The sequence below is a fragment of the Paenibacillus sp. DRB1-1 genome (assembly GCF_052119485.1).
Classification (GTDB): Bacteria; Bacillota; Bacilli; order Paenibacillales; family Paenibacillaceae; genus Paenibacillus; species Paenibacillus polymyxa_B.
In genome coordinates this window covers 182319-198946 of sequence record NZ_JBODQH010000002.1, presented here as the reverse complement: position 1 = coordinate 198946, position 16628 = coordinate 182319, and the positions used below count along the sequence as shown (strand labels likewise).

Annotated in this window: 14 protein-coding genes and 7 pseudogenes; 10 read left to right on the top strand and 11 right to left on the bottom strand. The window is 43.2% G+C overall.

The genetic code is table 11. The annotated features are described in order from the left end of the window. Nucleotides 1–83 precede the first annotated feature (83 nt). Entirely contained in the window at nucleotides 84–659 is a 576-nt protein-coding gene (locus ACQW03_RS25465) for a TetR/AcrR family transcriptional regulator (RefSeq protein WP_025718951.1), read from the top strand. 166 nt (nucleotides 660–825) lie between these two features. Here the strand turns inward: ACQW03_RS25465 and ACQW03_RS25460 are convergent. Then, nucleotides 826–1338: pseudogene (locus ACQW03_RS25460) on the bottom strand (MBL fold metallo-hydrolase); the annotation flags it as partial. 424 nt (nucleotides 1339–1762) lie between these two features. On the opposite strand from ACQW03_RS25460, the pseudogene ACQW03_RS25455 reads away from it, so the two are divergent. Continuing rightward, nucleotides 1763–3263: pseudogene (locus ACQW03_RS25455) on the top strand (alpha/beta hydrolase family protein). A gap of 345 nt (nucleotides 3264–3608) precedes the next feature. On the opposite strand, the pseudogene ACQW03_RS25450 reads toward ACQW03_RS25455, so the two are convergent. Continuing rightward, nucleotides 3609–3713 (bottom strand): annotated as a pseudogene (locus ACQW03_RS25450) (transposase domain-containing protein); the annotation flags it as partial. 378 nt (nucleotides 3714–4091) lie between these two features. Here ACQW03_RS25450 and ACQW03_RS25445 point away from each other — a divergent pair. After that, nucleotides 4092–4871 (top strand): annotated as a pseudogene (locus ACQW03_RS25445) (glycoside hydrolase family 16 protein); the annotation flags it as partial. Between the two features lie 53 nt (nucleotides 4872–4924). Here ACQW03_RS25445 and ACQW03_RS25440 read toward each other — a convergent pair. The 3 genes and pseudogenes from ACQW03_RS25440 to clpP form a co-directional block, all read right to left on the bottom strand. Further along, complete coding sequence (locus ACQW03_RS25440; RefSeq protein ID WP_441952643.1) at nucleotides 4925–5620, bottom strand: MBL fold metallo-hydrolase; 696 nt, start codon at nucleotides 5618–5620, stop codon at nucleotides 4925–4927. A gap of 48 nt (nucleotides 5621–5668) precedes the next feature. Then, the gene (locus tag ACQW03_RS25435; RefSeq protein ID WP_076294779.1) at nucleotides 5669–5875 is read right to left on the bottom strand and encodes a hypothetical protein; all 207 of its coding nucleotides are present in this window, start codon (nucleotides 5873–5875) and stop codon (nucleotides 5669–5671) included. Between the two features lie 59 nt (nucleotides 5876–5934). Then, nucleotides 5935–6518 (bottom strand): annotated as a pseudogene (gene clpP, locus ACQW03_RS25430) (ATP-dependent Clp endopeptidase proteolytic subunit ClpP). Nucleotides 6519–6718: 200 nt separating this feature from the next. Between clpP and ACQW03_RS25425 the strand changes: the two are divergent. Both ACQW03_RS25425 and ACQW03_RS25420 read left to right on the top strand, forming a co-directional pair. Then, a complete protein-coding gene (locus ACQW03_RS25425; RefSeq protein WP_441952640.1) occupies nucleotides 6719–7444 on the top strand; it encodes an RNA polymerase sigma factor in 726 nt (241 codons plus the stop codon). A 78-nt stretch (nucleotides 7445–7522) separates the two neighbouring features. Beyond that, complete coding sequence (locus tag ACQW03_RS25420) at nucleotides 7523–7762, top strand: hypothetical protein (RefSeq protein WP_441952638.1); 240 nt, start codon at nucleotides 7523–7525, stop codon at nucleotides 7760–7762. Between the two features lie 125 nt (nucleotides 7763–7887). Here ACQW03_RS25420 and ACQW03_RS25415 read toward each other — a convergent pair whose 3' ends face one another. Further along, nucleotides 7888–8418, bottom strand: coding sequence for a DUF4303 domain-containing protein (locus ACQW03_RS25415; RefSeq protein ID WP_441952636.1), 531 nt, complete (start codon nucleotides 8416–8418; stop codon nucleotides 7888–7890). Between the two features lie 298 nt (nucleotides 8419–8716). Between ACQW03_RS25415 and ACQW03_RS25410 the strand changes: the two are divergent. Beyond that, a pseudogene (locus tag ACQW03_RS25410) lies at nucleotides 8717–9114 on the top strand (hypothetical protein). Nucleotides 9115–9346: 232 nt separating this feature from the next. Here ACQW03_RS25410 and map read toward each other — a convergent pair. Then, on the bottom strand, nucleotides 9347–10093 hold the full coding sequence (gene map / locus ACQW03_RS25405; RefSeq protein WP_023988527.1) for a type I methionyl aminopeptidase: 747 nt from the start codon (nucleotides 10091–10093) through the stop codon (nucleotides 9347–9349). Nucleotides 10094–10119: 26 nt separating this feature from the next. Next, entirely contained in the window at nucleotides 10120–10842 is a 723-nt protein-coding gene (locus ACQW03_RS25400) for a TetR/AcrR family transcriptional regulator (RefSeq protein WP_441952634.1), read from the bottom strand. Between the two features lie 400 nt (nucleotides 10843–11242). Between ACQW03_RS25400 and ACQW03_RS25395 the strand changes: the two genes are divergently transcribed. Together ACQW03_RS25395 and ACQW03_RS25390 are read left to right on the top strand one after the other, a co-directional pair. Further along, nucleotides 11243–11515, top strand: coding sequence for a CD3324 family protein (locus tag ACQW03_RS25395; protein ID WP_441952783.1), 273 nt, complete (start codon nucleotides 11243–11245; stop codon nucleotides 11513–11515). 499 nt (nucleotides 11516–12014) lie between these two features. After that, a pseudogene (locus ACQW03_RS25390) lies at nucleotides 12015–12182 on the top strand (DUF255 domain-containing protein); the annotation flags it as partial. A 282-nt stretch (nucleotides 12183–12464) separates the two neighbouring features. On the opposite strand, the gene ACQW03_RS25385 reads toward ACQW03_RS25390, so the two are convergent. Continuing rightward, nucleotides 12465–12686, bottom strand: a complete 222-nt coding sequence (locus ACQW03_RS25385) for a helix-turn-helix domain-containing protein (protein WP_441952632.1) — start codon at nucleotides 12684–12686, stop codon at nucleotides 12465–12467. A 112-nt stretch (nucleotides 12687–12798) separates the two neighbouring features. On the opposite strand from ACQW03_RS25385, the gene ACQW03_RS25380 reads away from it, so the two are divergent. Continuing rightward, nucleotides 12799–13095 (top strand): DUF6809 family protein, encoded by a 297-nt coding sequence (locus ACQW03_RS25380; protein ID WP_441952630.1) that lies wholly within the window; start codon nucleotides 12799–12801, stop codon nucleotides 13093–13095. Nucleotides 13096–13504: 409 nt separating this feature from the next. On the opposite strand, the gene ACQW03_RS25375 is transcribed toward ACQW03_RS25380, so the two are convergent. Further along, nucleotides 13505–14059: a hypothetical protein gene (locus ACQW03_RS25375; protein WP_441952628.1), complete on the bottom strand. Its 555-nt coding sequence runs from the start codon at nucleotides 14057–14059 to the stop codon at nucleotides 13505–13507. 472 nt (nucleotides 14060–14531) lie between these two features. Between ACQW03_RS25375 and ACQW03_RS25370 the strand changes: the two genes are divergently transcribed. Beyond that, nucleotides 14532–15791: a M24 family metallopeptidase gene (locus tag ACQW03_RS25370; RefSeq protein WP_441952626.1), complete on the top strand. Its 1260-nt coding sequence runs from the start codon at nucleotides 14532–14534 to the stop codon at nucleotides 15789–15791. 56 nt (nucleotides 15792–15847) lie between these two features. On the opposite strand, the gene ACQW03_RS25365 is transcribed toward ACQW03_RS25370, so the two are convergent. Beyond that, nucleotides 15848–16522 (bottom strand): CerR family C-terminal domain-containing protein, encoded by a 675-nt coding sequence (locus ACQW03_RS25365; protein ID WP_441952624.1) that lies wholly within the window; start codon nucleotides 16520–16522, stop codon nucleotides 15848–15850. Between the last annotated feature and the right edge of the window lie 106 nt (nucleotides 16523–16628).

Here is a 16628-nt window from a genome sequence, read left to right as displayed (position 1 = left end):
ATCAGTATCGCATAATCTGTAAGATATCTTACATGTTATATATGAAGTGTTCGAAAACTTACACATAAGGAGCAAGTGGTTAAATGAATGAAGATATCAGAATTTATAAAACAAAAATAGCTATTGAGCGAGCTTTAATAGAATTACTCCAACAACATGATTTTAAAGATATTACGATCAAAAAAATTTGTGATCAATCTCTTATCGGACGTTCTACTTTTTATAGTCATTATTTAGATAAGTACGACTTGCTAGAAAAAATAGTTAAACAGTATGCTTCTGATTTTAAAGTTGAAATTGAGCAGCGTTTTGATCCCATCGAAGATGGTAAGGTGGCAAATGCCATAGAACTTGTAACCGATAAAATGATTAAAAATAAGCTCGAAATTTCAACATTGTTAGCCGTTCATGAAGTAACAGCAGATCTACGTAAGGAATTTGAACAAATTTTGTTTAGGACTTGCTTAGATTATTTAAAGCAACAGAATTCTTCAACTTCGATTGCATTGGAGTATTTAGCGGAACTATATGCTGCTAACTCAATGATGTCTATTCAGTGGGTTTTGAAAAATGGCAAAGATGCTAATATCATTCTTCTTTTAGATCAAATGCAAGAATATATTTTTAATCAGTTAAAGTCTGATCTATATACAAGTTAGCACGCGTGGATTATGGGTTGCAGGAATAAACAATGAAGATCTATTTTGTGAAATGCAAAATAACACTTTGTTAATTTGTGATTGAACTTTAACAAAGTGTTATTTTAAATAATCCTCTCGCTCACAACATCGTTTCACCAAAAGGTAGCTTGCTGGAACTTTAACTTTATAATCCTTGGGTAAGTCCTAATATCTGATCATTAACATGTACATTACTTAATCCCCCGTGATAACAAACTACGGATGCAATGTCGAGATCCAAATACTTTTTTAATGAGAGACGAGCTGCATTTATATTTGGTGTGGTCGGGACATGAATTCCCGCGAGAATCCCGTTTACACTGTACATCGAATCCCCGGCAATAAGAGTCTTACTTTGCCTTAAATAAAGGCTGATATGACCAGGGGTATGCCCAGGTGTATGGATGACGCGAATCCTGCCGCATAACGGCAGTTCCTGACCATCTATTAAGGTAGCGTCCACTTTCCCCTTCGGGGGATTCACAAGGTGACCATCTTTTAAAAGAGGGATCTCTCCCTGAATATACGGCTTATCCAGTTCGTGTGCATAGACTTTAAGATGACTGCCACACTCTTGCAAAATCTCAGGAAGACTTCCTATATGATCCACATCTTGATGCGTCAAAATCACAGCTTTTAGTTGGTCAAACGACACGCCTTAGCTGAGGCATTTCTACTCCCTGTGAAATTTCCATAATATCGGGCTTCACGAACACGAATTTTTGTCACATTGCCATGAAATGCATCACGTACATATTCCGTATATTGTGTTTGAGTCGCATAAATTGGTTTCGAGCCACCAACAAGTAAATGCGACGTTGCATCATAGGTGTACGTTGTTGGTACACCCAACACGTCAACAACGCTTGTGATACTACCATAGTCGTTATAAGTCTGTGATGTATTAACCACATACTTATGGGTATTTCCTGTTTCATCCTTGGTTTTACGAGTCCTCCAATACCGCAAGATCGAATTACAAAACTGTTAGGTTGATGTAAGGCAAATCGATAGCTTAGGCCAGCCTGGCAGGATAAGATTGGAACAAACGAAAATAGAAATTTTTTAAAAGGAGAATCGAGATGAGGCTGTTTGAACTGTTGCTTTTATTGTCAAACATCGGCTTGTTTGCATTAACCGTACTATTAAAAAAAGGACGGCGTAGAATTCCAGTATTCGTTGCAAGCGGGATTGCCACACTTTTACTGGTCATTCATTGGACGGTGGAAGGATACAGAGTTCAGCTATTTTTCCCATATTGCATAACGATCATTTTTTTAGCCATTTCAGGTTATAGCTATTTTAAAAAAAACGGCCAAAAAAAATCCCACGATTCATGTTGGGTTCAGCTTATACCGCTATAGCAATAATGCTGGTCGTAACAGCGGGTCTCATGTATGCTTTTCCTGTATTTAAACTACCTGAACCGACAGGCGAATTTAAGGTAGGAACGCAAACTTTTCATTTCGTGGATACAAATAGGGAAGAGATTTTCGACGAAGCCAGAGAGGGTAAGAGAGAATTGATGGTTCAGGTCTGGTATCCGGCTCAAGCTAGCACCGGCAAGTACGCTCCCTTTATTCCTAATACCCAGATTTTACGTTACATGGCCGCGGACTATGGCCTTCCCGGGTTTACGTTTCAACACCTCAAGTACGTATCCAGTCATGCTTATTCGGGGGCCGAAGTCTCTTCGGCACAGACTTCATACCCGCTGATCCTTGCGAATCCCGGCAACGGCTCTTCTAGGTTCCTCCACACGTCGCAAGCCGAAAATCTCGCGAGTCATGGATATATCGTGGCAGTGATCGACCACACCTACAATACATTTGCAACCGAGTTTCCGGACGGGCAAATCACGACCAGCACAACCAACGACTTATTCTCGCCCGCCCATGATTATCAGACGAGTAGAGGAAATCGCGACAAGTTGGGACAAGTTTTAACCGGCGATGTGGCGTTTGCGCTGGACCAATTCGAGCTCATCCAATCGGGGCAGATTCCAAGTCATCTAAAAGGGAGGATTGATCTCGGTCATGTCGGGGTGTTCGGTCATTCCATCGGCGGAGCGACGGCCTATGACGCTTCTTACGATCCGCGAATCGCGGTTGGAATAGACCTTGATGGAGGGCTTTATCGACTGCGTGACAGAGAGGGTCTGCGAAAGCCGTTTTTGTTCATCAACTCGGAAAGCTATTTCGAAAAATTAAAAATGGTGATGGATAACCGGGTCTACACGGATGCAGAGCTTAACCGTATGGGCTCAACAAGAGAGTGGGAGGATCAAGTAACGGAAGATAAAAAGTTGGAGCTTGAACGGATGCGCGAAACGGTCGACGAAGGGGGACAGGTCCTCTATATCGAAAATACGGAGCATTTGAATTTGCCGACGTACAGTTCATTTCTCCGATTTTCAAAATGTTGGGCATTACAGGAAAGATTGCGCCCGAAAGAGCGAACTCCGTTATCAATGCCTATATGCTGGATTTCTTCGATAGGTATCTGAAAAATCAAGGCGGAATCTTAATGAAAGGACCGGATAGCCGCTTTCCGGAGGTGAAGTTCGTAACCTCGCTATTATAAATTACGGAACAGGCTCCCGATTTTGATATGCTCCCCTTCAAGTAGACAGGTTTAATAAATAAACCGCTACTTGAAGGGGAGTTTTCCTTTGTCTAAGAAGAACGAATACAATGCGATTGAGAAACTAGCCATCATGTAGGAGTTAAAAGCAGGACAGAGCAGCCGTGTGGAAGTAGCAAAAAACATAACACAGCGTTACCACCTTAGTGAAGTGGCGACATCGCTATGAGTTGTACGGAATTGAGGGGTAAGGTTTCCTCCGGATAAGAAGATTTGTGGATGCTCGCCGCCACGTCTCTTCTGGTAATCGTAGATGACCGCCAGCGCTACACCGCGTCCGGTGCGATACAGCGGGAGTTCTAATTGATTCGGATGCGTCTGCTCGCTGGAAGCACCGAAACGCTTCTTTTTCGCTAAGCGGAACTGCTCTTCGTACCCTTTAAGCTTCGACAGAACAATGATTTGCGGAGCACCAAGCTTTCATCGTGAGGCCACTTGCCCGATAGGCTGCGATACGTGCTACTACGTTTGTTTTAATGGCAGGCAGTTAAATTTCTTATTGATTTATAAAGACTGGCTTTATCTATATGGGAAAGTAATTTTTAAGAAGAAACCTTGAATATAGGTTGAATATGGATTTTGTTTCCATTATACTCCTGCTTGAGCGGTATATTTTTTCAATCGTCTATCTACGATTCTAATTTATGAGCTGTCCAAGAAGAAAAATATAAAGAGAGGTGATCCCCGTTTCAATGGTCAATACCGCTTGAAGGGTTATTTTCCTGAAGTGTCTAAGAACTTGGATTATTATTATTGAGGAGGGAACTAATGCTAAGAAAAGGATTATGTGCGGTAGCGCTGCTCAGTCTCCTAACCGTTCTGCTTCCAGCAATGCATACAAGCGCAGCACCGAACTCGAATCTTGTGTGGAGCGACGAATTTAATGGAACCTCGTTAAACCGGTCCAATTGGACCCCTGAAATCGGTACCGGAAGCGGCGGATGGGGAAACAATGAACTGCAGTACTATACCAACCGTACGCAGAATTTGCAGGTTACCGGAGGCAATCTGGTGATTACGGCACAAAAAGAAGCTTACGGCGGAATGAATTACACCTCAGCCCGGATCAAAACTCAAGACTTGAAAAAATTTACTTATGGGAAAGTGGAAGCGCGCATCAAGTTACCGTCCGGTCAAGGGATATGGCCGGCTTTCTGGATGTTAGGCAGCAACATCAGCTCGGTAGGTTGGCCGAAATGCGGAGAAATCGACATTATGGAACGTGTAAACAACAATCCTTCTGTGAACGGTACTGTGCATTGGGATGCGGGAGGCCACGCTGACTTTGGGCGGGTATCGGGCAATCTGGATTTTTCCCAATACCATGTGTACAGCATCGAGTGGGACTCCAAGTATATCCGCTGGTTTGTCGACGGACAGCAGTTCAATGAATTTTATATAGAGAACGGAACCGGGAACACCGAAGAATTTCAGCAGCCGTTCTTTATTCTCCTGAACCTAGCGATCGGCGGAAACTGGCCTGGTGCTCCCAATAACTCGACGCAGTTCCCGTCCCAAATGCTAGTCGATTACGTGCGTGTCTATCAATAAAGTGTGGGTATTAGATACAATTCATATGAACATTATAAAAGCAACCCCGGTCATTTACGGGGTTGCTTCAAATTGCTATAAATTAACTCGCCACTAAGTCCTAATATCTGATCATTCACATGTACATTACTTAATCCCCCGTGATAACAAACTACGGATGCAATGTCGAGATCCAAATACTTTTTCAATGAGAGACGAGCTGCATTTATATTTGGTGTGGTCGGGACATGAATTCCCGCGAGAATCCCGTTTACACTGTACATCGAATCCCCGGCAATAAGAGTCTTACTTTGCCTTAAATAAAGGCTGATATGACCAGGTGTATGCCCAGGTGTATGGACGACGCGAATCCTGCCGCAAAACGGCAGTTCCTGACCATCTATTAATGTATCGTCCACTTTCCCCTTCGGGGGATTCACAAGGTGACCATCTTTTAAAAGAGGGATCTCCCCCTGAATATACGGCTTATCCAGTTCGTGTGCATAGACTTTAATATAACTGCCACACTCCTGCAAAATCTCAGGAAGACTTCCTATATGATCCACATCTTGATGCGTCAAAATCACAGCTTTTAGTTGGTCAAACGACACGCCTACCTTTTCCATAGCCACGCCTAAATCTTCCATTTGCCCGGGAAATCCAGTATCTATTAATACAGCCATTTCTCGATCCCACAAAAGAATGGGGTGAATTATATTCCCATGAAAATCTAGCTGAAGCATTTCTACTCCCTGTGAAATTTCCATAATATCGGGCCTCCGTACAATGTAATTGCCACCCATGCTAAAATAGGTTCATGGGGCGAATCCAACTCTGTGGCGTTGCCGTTCCTTAATGTCAATGGATACGGTGCGAATGGATGTAATAGGAATAACAAGCGTCTGATATTGCGTAAGGTATTTAACGAACTTGTCGTCAATCTGATCCAATATCCCGTCGCATACATTTGTCCCATCTATAAAATGAATAGTTACTTCCTTGCCTTGTAAGCTTGCTAACATGATATCACCTCGTATTATTTCTTGAAGTTTCTTGCAGATCATTAGGTTTTGAGCATACTCTACAAAGAAGTTATCACTTGATCAATAACACCATATTCCAGTGCCTCCTGAGCGGACATGTAAAAATCCCGGTCCATATCTTTTTCGACTTTTTCAAAAGATTGCCCGGTCCGTTCAGCTGTGATACGGGTCGCCTTTTCACGAGTCCATAAAATTCGTTTTGCGCTGATCGCAATATCGCTAGCCTGACCTTGTGCGCCACCGTGCGGCTGATGGATCATGATTTCACTGTTCGGCAACGCCGAACGTTTCCCTTTGGCGCCCGCCAGCAAAGGATAGCGCCAAACGAAGCAGCAAATCCCGTACATATCGTGTGCACATCGGGTTTGATGTACTGCATCGTATCATAAATGGCAAATCCTGCGGAAGTAGAGCCACCCGGGCTGTTGATATACATGTAAATTTCTTTTTCCGGATTTTCTGCCGCCAGGAACAATAATTGAGCAATAATACTGTTAGCCAAATGATCATCGATGGCTGCCCCGACAAATACAATACGATCCTTTAATAGTCTTGAATAAATATCGTACGATCTTTCACCTTGAGCGGTTTGCTCGACAACATAAGGCACATAAACACTCATTTTTTATACCCCCAATGTCCTGTTTCCAGTTGATTTCTCCTTGTAAACGAACCGAGGCCGTAAAAAGATACGGAGGTTTCAATGGGAAAACGATTTGCGTAAATGGTGTAACTTTTACAACCACTTGTTCGTTTACATTGGAGGTAGCAAATGGCTTTGCTCTAGGAAAGGGCAGAATAAGACCGTGGAGGAGAGGACCTATGCGCATAGATGATTCTATACAAATGACAGATAATATAATAAACATCGAGAACTTGGAGGAATTACAGGCGGTCCTGAAACGTTACTGTCTGTCGCTTACGAAATCAAATTGGGATGCGGAAGAACTGGCTCAGGACACTTGGACAAAAGCATTAGGTAAGTTAAATAGCTTCGAGCATACAAATCCCGAAGCGCTTTTGTTACGGATTGCTAAGAACACCTGGATTGATGACATACGGAGAAAAGCAGTCTACACTCGGATATTGAATAGGGAACAAGCGAAAGTAACTGTACCCGATCATGGATCTTTTGAAATCGAGATAGCGTTGCAGTCCTTAATGAAACATTTACCTCCGCTTCAGAGAACTGTTTTTTTGCTGCGAGATGTGTTTGGATATTCGATTCGTGAGACATCCGACATGCTTGAAACAACGGAGGGAGCGGTAAAAGTTGCACTCCACCGGGCACGAAAATCGCTTGGAGCAGTCAGGGAGGATCTCCTCAAAGGAGAGTTATCCTTACCGGAAAGTGAAAACTCGAAGACTTTTCTAAGGGCGTTGACGGCAGCATATCAGATGGGAGATATTGCAGCAATGGTTATGCTCTCCCATCAGGATGAAATGGAGCCGGACGTGGTGATCGGAATCGTCAATCATAAGCTGAACCGGAGTCTCGCTTCAGTAAAACATACGCATTCGCACACCATGAGTATGATAGCGGCGTAGTTTGTTTTTCTTACCATCGTAGTATCATAGGATATAACACTCAATTTTTCTGAATCGGGTGAAAGTAGGGTACTGATCATGAATTCTAACAAAATAAATTTGGAGCAGTGGAATCGCGAAGAACATTTTGATCAGGAAAACAACGTACCATTGGCTGTTTTAAGCGAGGATAAAGTAATGATAAAGCAAGAATTGAAAATCGAGGGCATCCCGGCAATTTTGTGGGGTGGTGAATCAGATAAGATATTTATAGCTATCCATAATGTGATGACATGGTTCACACCAAAGAGCAACTGCAGTTTTATAAGCAGTGGTTGAAAGAACATTTATTCGCAAATAAGCAAATGGGAAGCAAGGAGTTTATCTCACTGCTTCCCATTATAATTGGTGAAAAGAAGACAGTGGAGGAGAAGACAGTACGTGAGTTGCTTCAAACTGCACTTCTATTGATAACGATGCAAGAAGTCATCAACTAATTTGGCATTTGTCATCTGAATTACGGACTGATTTTCCAGTTCCTCGGCCATATCATCATCCGTCATGGACACGAAAAAAATAATATCTTCTTTGGATTGACCGAATTGATTAAAAAGTACATCGTTTGTTTCCTTAACTACCTTGGACATAATTTTTATCATTTCATCTTTATGGTCAAACACATTGTCGATTGCATACAGAAATTTGCTAATATGATTGAGATGTGTTGCATCGCCATATTGATATTCGCTTAATCCCCATCTATAATAAATTTCATCTTCCTTGCTGTTGCACAGGCCTTGAGCTTTCATGTTTATGATATGTTTAGCAAGTGATTCTTCTGTATTAACAGCAAGAAACAATGTGACAAAATCGCTGTCTGTCCCCAAAGCACAACTGTAAACCTTCTCATTCTTCACTTCTTCCAGTATGCTTTTAAGATCATCCAAAAATCCTGCCCTAAATCTTTCCTCAAATTCATTCAGAAAATTGTTCATCTGGTTCATATACTCCTTTATGAGTTTTATGCTTGATTATATATTACATTATTAGTACGACTCGTGTAGCCTGCCGTTATTCTCTTTCTATTCTTGTAGCGACAGTCCAAGGATCGTCATAGTTTACGAATGTCACTGGCAGAAAAAATGTTTTAGAAATCCTTTCATTTGCTTAAAAAAAGTTGTTATAATTGTTAGATCAGTGTGTAGAGATATTGGTACTAGTTTTAATGACCAAAAATATATGTCGCATGATACGTCTACCATCTGAAATATTTTTATTTCGGAGGGAAACAATATGTATAAGGAAGAGAGACTGCCTCAAAACGCAAAAGAAGGTATATTATTTTTATTGATTATTTCAATTATTTCAGTAAACACGATCGCCCCAATTATTATGGGATTGGAACGCGGCTTTAGTAAAGGAAATTATTTAGAATCGCTAAAGATTATTCCGTTTATGTGGATTATCGTTGTTTTGTTAGTAAGATTAGTTGTGGGACCGTTAGTGGGTAAAGTGATACCCAAATTCGTAGGAAAAACAGATGGATTTAATGCTAGAGTTTTATTGAACCTTTCCAGAACTTCTTTCATAGTTGGTTTAGAAATTTTGGTGTAGCATTTTGGATTGAGCTATTGATTGCTCAGCCAATAGCAAGATTTGCAATGAAAAAAATACAAGCAAGACAGGGCTAGCCAAGAGAGAGTGTAAATCCGCAACACGATACCAAAGTCATAATAAAAAACTGCATAATAACGTGGTTTTTCGTAAATCGGTCAAGTTACAAACCATGTAAAAAAAGCGCTGGTCCCAGGCTGGAACCAGCGCTTTTTCGCGTTTCGGATTACGAACTTTCGTCAGGCCAAGCAGGCCGGGTTGGCGGCTTATTTCCTAAAATGACGCATTGCCGTCCGTTCGCCTCTATGCTTACTGGGCCGTTAAAATCAGTGGTCCGTCCGACGTAACTGCGATCGTATGCTCATATTGCGCTGACAACTTGCCGTCGGCCGTTCTCGCCGTCCACTGATCGTCGTCGATCGTGATACGGAACGTACCTTGGTTGATCATCGGTTCAATCGTAAACACCATGCCTTCCTTTAACCGAATGCCTTTGCCGGCTACGCCGATATGCTCGTAGCTTGGCTCCTCGTGCAGGCTTCGCCCGATCCCATGCGCCAGCAGATCGCGTACGACCGAAAACCCGTTTGATTCCGCATGCTGTTGAATTGCCGACGTTATGTCCCCGAGCCGGCCCCCCGGGAGTGCCCGGGCGATCCCCAGATCCAAGCATTCCTTTGTCACCTTCATTAATTTTTGCGCTTCCGGCCGGATATTGCCCACCGCATAGCACCAGCACGAATCGCCGAACCATCCGCCGTATTCCACGACGATGTCGAGCTTCAGCAAGTCGCCGTCCATAAGCGCCTGGTTCGAAGGAATGCCGTGGGCCACCACATCGTTGACCGAAATGCAGGTTTCGGCGGGGAAACCGTTGTACCCTTTCGTAAACTGCTTGCCGCCCAGTTTGGTGATGTGTCTGGCAACAAAGTCATTGATTTCCCGGGTGGTGATCCCAGGCTCGATCAGTTTGGCCACCTCGCGGTAGCAGTCCGCAACGATTTGGCTCGCCGGCTTCATCTCTTCGATTTCCCTAGGTGATTTTAAAATGATCATCTTTGTCTATTCGCTCCTTATCAATTCTATAATTTTAAAAACCGGACGATATCCATGGCCTCCTCGTGCAGCTTTCCGCGGCGAAGCGAAAGCGAGGCGCAGCCGACCAAGGCGGCCAGCAGCATTTCCGCGCGCTGTAGCCGATACGGCGGCTCCGCCGCGTTTCCGCCGGAAGCGGCAGTCCCGTCCGCCGCACGACCGGTTTCCAGCAGCGCGCCAAGCGGCGCGAGCACCTCCCGGCGAAAGGCGGCCGAGAGCGGGGCCGAGCGCGCTTCAGGCAGCGAGGCAAAGCCCTCACCGGCCAGCTTATGCAGCAGGTACAGGGCGTGGTCCTCCGCCCAAAGCTGTAGCAGCCGAATGCCGGCGGCGGCGACGGGGCCAAGCTCTGCGGCAACGGCCGTTTCACGGCTTCCGCTTTGAGAATCCGCGGCAGCCGAGTTCCCGGTGTCCGCCACAGCAGCCAAGCCGAAATGCCCGCCCGCTGGCGCCTCCCCCGAAGCCGAAGTGCGCGGGGCCTCCAGCCATCCCCCGGCCCGCTCCAACGCGTCCCATAGCAGATCGTGGAGCAAATTGCCCTTATTGCTGTAATAATGGTATACCGTGCCATAGCCGAGTCCCGCTTGCACAGCCACATCGCGGATTTCCAGTAAAGGCCCTTTATTCAAAAATACATCGGCAGCGGCTTTCCGGATTTGCGCCAGACGCCGCAACCGGATCTCTTCGTTTTGTTCCTTCGTGCGTGGAGACATCTTGTCCGTTCACCTCTTTTGTTTTTGACCTACTCTTATGTCAATATAAAACATTGGCTTGCGAATAACAAGAGTCGGGCAAACAAAAGTCCCGGCAACACCTCATAAACGAATGAAGATCAGTTATATATCAGCTCAATTTTAATGGTTTGATTGTACTGATATCATTTAGCTGGTCCCAAGGGAACAGAAGTTATGCTATACTTGCGAGGTAAAAGGGGGTGCCTACTGGTGGAGAATCTATTGGGATTGTCTGTGACTTCTTACACTCATGCAAAGCCAATTATTAGGAAAGCGTTACTTTGTATGGGGCGAAACAATTTTTAACGCTGAACAAGCTTTTTTAATATTTTTGGCTTTGTACCTTATTTTAAAGAATCAAAATAAGGGGCGAGCAAAATTGAGATATACGAATGCTACAAAAGTTTTACCTCAAAAACTAATTATGGAAATTCAAAAATATGTTCAAGGAGAGACTCTGTATATTCCTAAGCCAAAAACGGAATATGTGGATTGGGGCAGTTTGAGTGGCGGGAGAAGGTTGCTTGAACAGCGAAATGCCGCAATCAGAAATGCTTTTCAAAATAGCAACAGTATCGAGCAATTAGCTAAGGAGTTTTTCCTCTCTACCGAAACCATTAAGAAAATTGTTTATTCACATAAAAATACCTAGTTTGTAAAGTGGCGTGGTACTCTACCCGTGTCAATGAATTTAATTTTGGCCTCATAACATGGTGAGCTTAGGGCGTGACCTGATGATTGCTGTGAACGACCAATCCGTCACGTCTTTTTTATTTGGTTTGATGTGTGTTCGCATTACCTCCCACATCCAGATTCCGAAATACGTTCTTGGTATTTCATTTTCTCTCTTGAACTTTTTACATACCGTTCTTGATCCCAAAATTGCAGTAAATAAAGCACTGATGGAGAATATCCATCAGTACTTTTTCATACCTACTTATGATCTGAATAAACAATTTATCGACGGTTGAGAGTCATCAGTTTAGCGGCGGCCAGCCTTAGTGTGTCAATGTCGCCAAGGTGTTTGCGTTAAAACTCAAGTTGATCGTGCTGGATGAGCTGGTCTTTTTTCATCCCTTCCGACTTTTACCATTCATTTAGGGTAAAATAGTACCAAGCATAAAATCCAACTACGGAAGTGGTGATGTCCCATGACAACGAGCAGCAAACCGAATAGACTAGCCAAGGAAAAATCACCTTATTTGCTACAGCATGCTCACAATCCGGTAAATTGGTTCCCTTGGTCAGATAAGGCTTTTGAAATTGCTAAGCGTAATAACAAGCCTATTTTCCTATCTGTCGGCTATTCCACTTGCCATTGATGAGATGTTCGTGAGAATCAATTTTTCATAGAAGATTATGTTGATGTTTTGGAGGTTTTTTTCGTTTGAAATTATGGGATTAGTGATCGTATTTTTAAATTTAATAGTATAATAATATGCTTTAAAAAGGCTGTTTAAACACGTGACAGAAGTGGTATCATAGAGGAATTAAATCCAATAAGGTCAGCCCATTGCTACCGCTTATTCCAGGCTAAGTTTTAACCTAAACGTGAACAAGCTCCTGTGATTATCACACGAGCTTGTTTGTGCTGCGGTTTATTATTTTTTGCTGGGATAGCGCTTATGGTTATCTGTCTGACCTAAAATATAGTCGATGCTTACTTTATGGAAATTAGCTAGCGTAATTAAAACGGCGCTCGGAACATCCAAATTTCCATTCTCGTAGCGGGAGTAGGTGGCTTGTGTAATATGTAAAAGCTCAGCCATTTGTTGTTGTGTAAGATCTTTGTCTTCGCGTAAGTCGCGGATTCTTGTGTACAATGCTCATTACAAAAGCCAAGTTTACTTTATGCGAAAAATGCATATTGTTTTTTTGCGATTTTCGCACAAAATTTATACGTGATAGGAGTATTAGTCTGCGAAAGGAGGCCTGATGGTAATCATTTTGGAGGATTTTTATTATGGAATATTGCGCCCGAATGAGTTGATTAAGCCAAGTGATCCGGAATTGCAGAAGATTAATCAGAAAATCACTGATTTTTTGGAACTGTTCAAAGAGAGGTTATCCGAAGAAGAGTTTGATCAAGTCGAAAAGCTATACGATTTACAGAGTGACTCAAGCTCTTTGCATTCAGCATTATCTTTTATCCAAGGTTATAAAATAGGAGCATTAATGATGATTGATGTATTTAATGATAGTAGGTTTGAGAGGATGATTATTCAGCCGTAAAATTGATATATTTATAGACAAAACAATACAGTGAAACAAGCCAGTGAGTAGTGAATCCTCTTCTCTTTGGCTTTTTTTTGCTTGTGGTCTCGTTTAAGTAGGATGCTTTATAGGTGAGAACTTGTAGAGGAAGTTTAGGGGGCCTAGCATATCGAATAACTAGTTCTGACATTATAAAGTAAGTTACTTATATTTTTCAAAAATTATTATAGAGGCTGTTCAAAAAGTATCAATTTAGTTTGAACGCTACAAATTGACTAAGTAATATGAGCTCCAAAATTGGAAAGGGAAGGGTTCTGAGATGTGAGAGGAACCTTGGTTGGCGGAGATCACTTTGCCGAAACCTGATTTTGGACAGACGTATCCCTTGTGTCGTAATTTTCTTTTTTTCAGGGGGAGTTCAACTTTCTTACCTCGCCAACGGCAACGAGATTTGCTCCACTTGAATCTCTTGCAGCTTTTTGAGGGTCGTCACATGATTTGGAGGCAGGATTGTGGCTCGCAAGTGCTGAATCATCCGCTCAATTAATCGAAACGCATTCCGCAAGATAAACCACTTCTCGACGCGCTTTGTTGTACGAACCGTTACTTTTTTATACTTCATAACGGAAGTTAGTTGATTCGATTCTTGTACAAACGCCAGTTCCACTTGCTTACGGAAATTCAGCATGTGCTCTTGTAGCATACTGCCCCGTGAAACAGGTCCGTAGAAAAACGGATTTTCCTTGAAGGAATAGCCAAACTGCTCCTCACAAAGGCCTTGTAGCGGACAGGCGGCGCATTTCTCATCGTCTCCGCGAAAACAAGCGGTATATGTTTCTTTATCGAATCCGTCGAAAACAAGGGCATGTCCTTGCTCACATTCCGGTTTTCCTTCATGGGAACAGAGTTCATGAAATATCGTGTTTTCTGATTTCCGTAACGACTGCCACATCATGCTTAAGGCGCGCTTTTTTCTGATCATCGGCATCGAAATAATCCAAATCGGCCACCAGATAATCGACCTTGGGCGTCGGGATCGGAATACGTCTTCTCGCAAACGCACTTTCTATGATCCGGCAAGAGCAGTGCTTGTATTTGTATCCGTTGACGTTAGCCCAAATCGGCCTAGAATCAATGCTCGCTAGCATCGGGAGCAAAAAGTCTTTCAACTTCAACACCTGGGCAATGAGGTCGAACAGAATGGCATAAAACAATTCGGCACTGATCTTGGCTTGAAAGTTACTCAGGCAAGCTGTGAACCGCTACCTTTTTAAATCAATTAATTCAATTCAATTGAATTAATCAAATGAATGAATTATACTTGCAATGTAACAGGTTCATTCATGACATCTATTGGAGGGGAGCCATTCGCATGTATACGGTTGGATGATGACAAAAGGCAACGATCAGCAATGAACTCTGGAAAGAAATAAACGTTAGGAGGAGAAAGAGGTATGAACAATCAAGATACTAGAATCCCTACCTACTCACTTGCGGAAAGAGATCGTAGATGGAACATTGCAAATCAGCTAATGGAAGAAGAGCATGTGGATGTATTGATTGTGTATGGAGATCGAGAAGGTGCGTTCCCTGCTGTATTTAACCCGGACACCTACTTTACGAATGAGCGTCCAGGTTCTATTGTCATTTTCCCTAAGAATGAAGAGCCGATCTCTGTTGTCTTTTTAGCCACTGCTGTGGAAGATCATATTCAAGCTGGATATACGAATACGCAAGGCTGGATACGCCCGGAAAATATGTATGTCGGAAAAATGGGTGCGCACATTGTCAAGATTATGGAAGAGAGAGGACTTACAAATAAAGCATTTGGTGTGATTGGCTTAGAGCCTTATCCTCCCTATTACTTTGATGGAGCCATGCCCTATAATACTTGGCAAACGATCCTAAAGGGATTACCGAATGGGACCTTTAAGCCTGTGGGACACAAATTTTTCGCACTGTCTTCTGTGAAAAGTCAGGAGGAGATCGAGGTATTAAAATGGTCAGCGAACGTTGGGGAAAAAATGTGCCAGGCGATGCTTGAGGCAACGAAGCCAGGCGTGAGAGAAAATGAGATCTATGCGGCAGCGATGAATGCTTGTGCGACCCATGTCGGGTTCACGACAACGATATTAATGGGATCAGGACCAGAGTTCGTAGGATGGGGATTGCCCGCATGGACATATCGACCAGAGGAGCCGCGGGTGATCCAAGAAGGAGATATTATTTTGGCCGAGGTATTTTCATCATTCGGAATGCTAGAGACGCAGCATCAGCCTTCAATCGCTGTAGGTGCTGTGCATCCGGATTTCGAGCGGGCGGCAGCGGCAGCGAGACAATCGTATGAGAACGGAGTAAAAGAGCTGCGGCATGGGGCTACCTTCGGAGATGTGGTCAAAGCGATGAATGAGCCGATGCGTGAAGCAGGAGGCTGGCACGTTCATCCGCTTATTCATTCCATAAGTCCATTTGGTCTTATTGGGGTTGGTGATGAGATTGCACGGTTGCCTGAGGCGAGAGAGTACGGGAAAGTACTGCCGATCCCATCCATAGGGTTAGAGACCGAACTCAAGACAGGAATGGTGTTTGCATTTGAGCCGAATTGTGCGATTGGTAAGAAGGTCATTAATCTTGGCGGAACGGTGATCGTGGGTGAAGCTGGGGGGATTGAACTAAATAAAAATTCTACTCAGCTGATGAGGGCAACTTGGTAAAATAGCAAAAGGGTACGTATAGAAGAGTGTTTATGTCTTCGTTACGTACCCTCTTTTTAATGAGAATAGCCGCTGCATGTACGAATCGACATTTCGCCAAGCTCCTTGGCGATCAAAGCAACGTGTACTTCATCCAAGTCTTGAATCCCTTGGCGTCTGAAATAGGTTTCCTTCGCTACAGAGAACGCAACCGATTGTCCAACAATTGCATGTGCGATTAATATCGTTTTTGGATCTTTTGCGTCTAGATCCATTAATTTACTCACCAAGACGGCAATCATCTGATGTAGTGGCTGGAAGAATTGTTCATACAAAATGTCATAAGCCTCTGTAGGCTGCAGCTGCTCTCTTGCGATAAATACACTTCTTGCATTGGTTTCATGATTGCCAATCATCGTCTTGGAAAATTGCGTCATGACTTTTTTAAGAGCTTCTGCGGCTTCTTCTTTTGACCGTTTCTCAATCTCTTCAGTCTCAATTAGAGCCTGCTTCAAAAAAACATCTTGAACGGCTGCTGTCAAGCGACGGGCAACCGCTAAGTACAATCCTTTTTTTCCACCGAAATAATACGGAATCGCTGATTGGTTCACACCAGCTTCATCTGCAAGGGTCCGCGTACGTACGCCTTCATAGCCATTTAATCCAAAGATCCGCAGCCCTGCTTCTAATAAACGAGTTTGGGTGGAGTCTTCATTTCCTTTATTCATATCGCTGCTTAGGTTTGTATTCAATGTCCATTCCTCCATACTGTTGAGTATAATTAATTCAAATGAATTAATCAAACTAACCAAAAATCACCCAATAGATCTAATTACCCACTTTACTTAAGGACATACA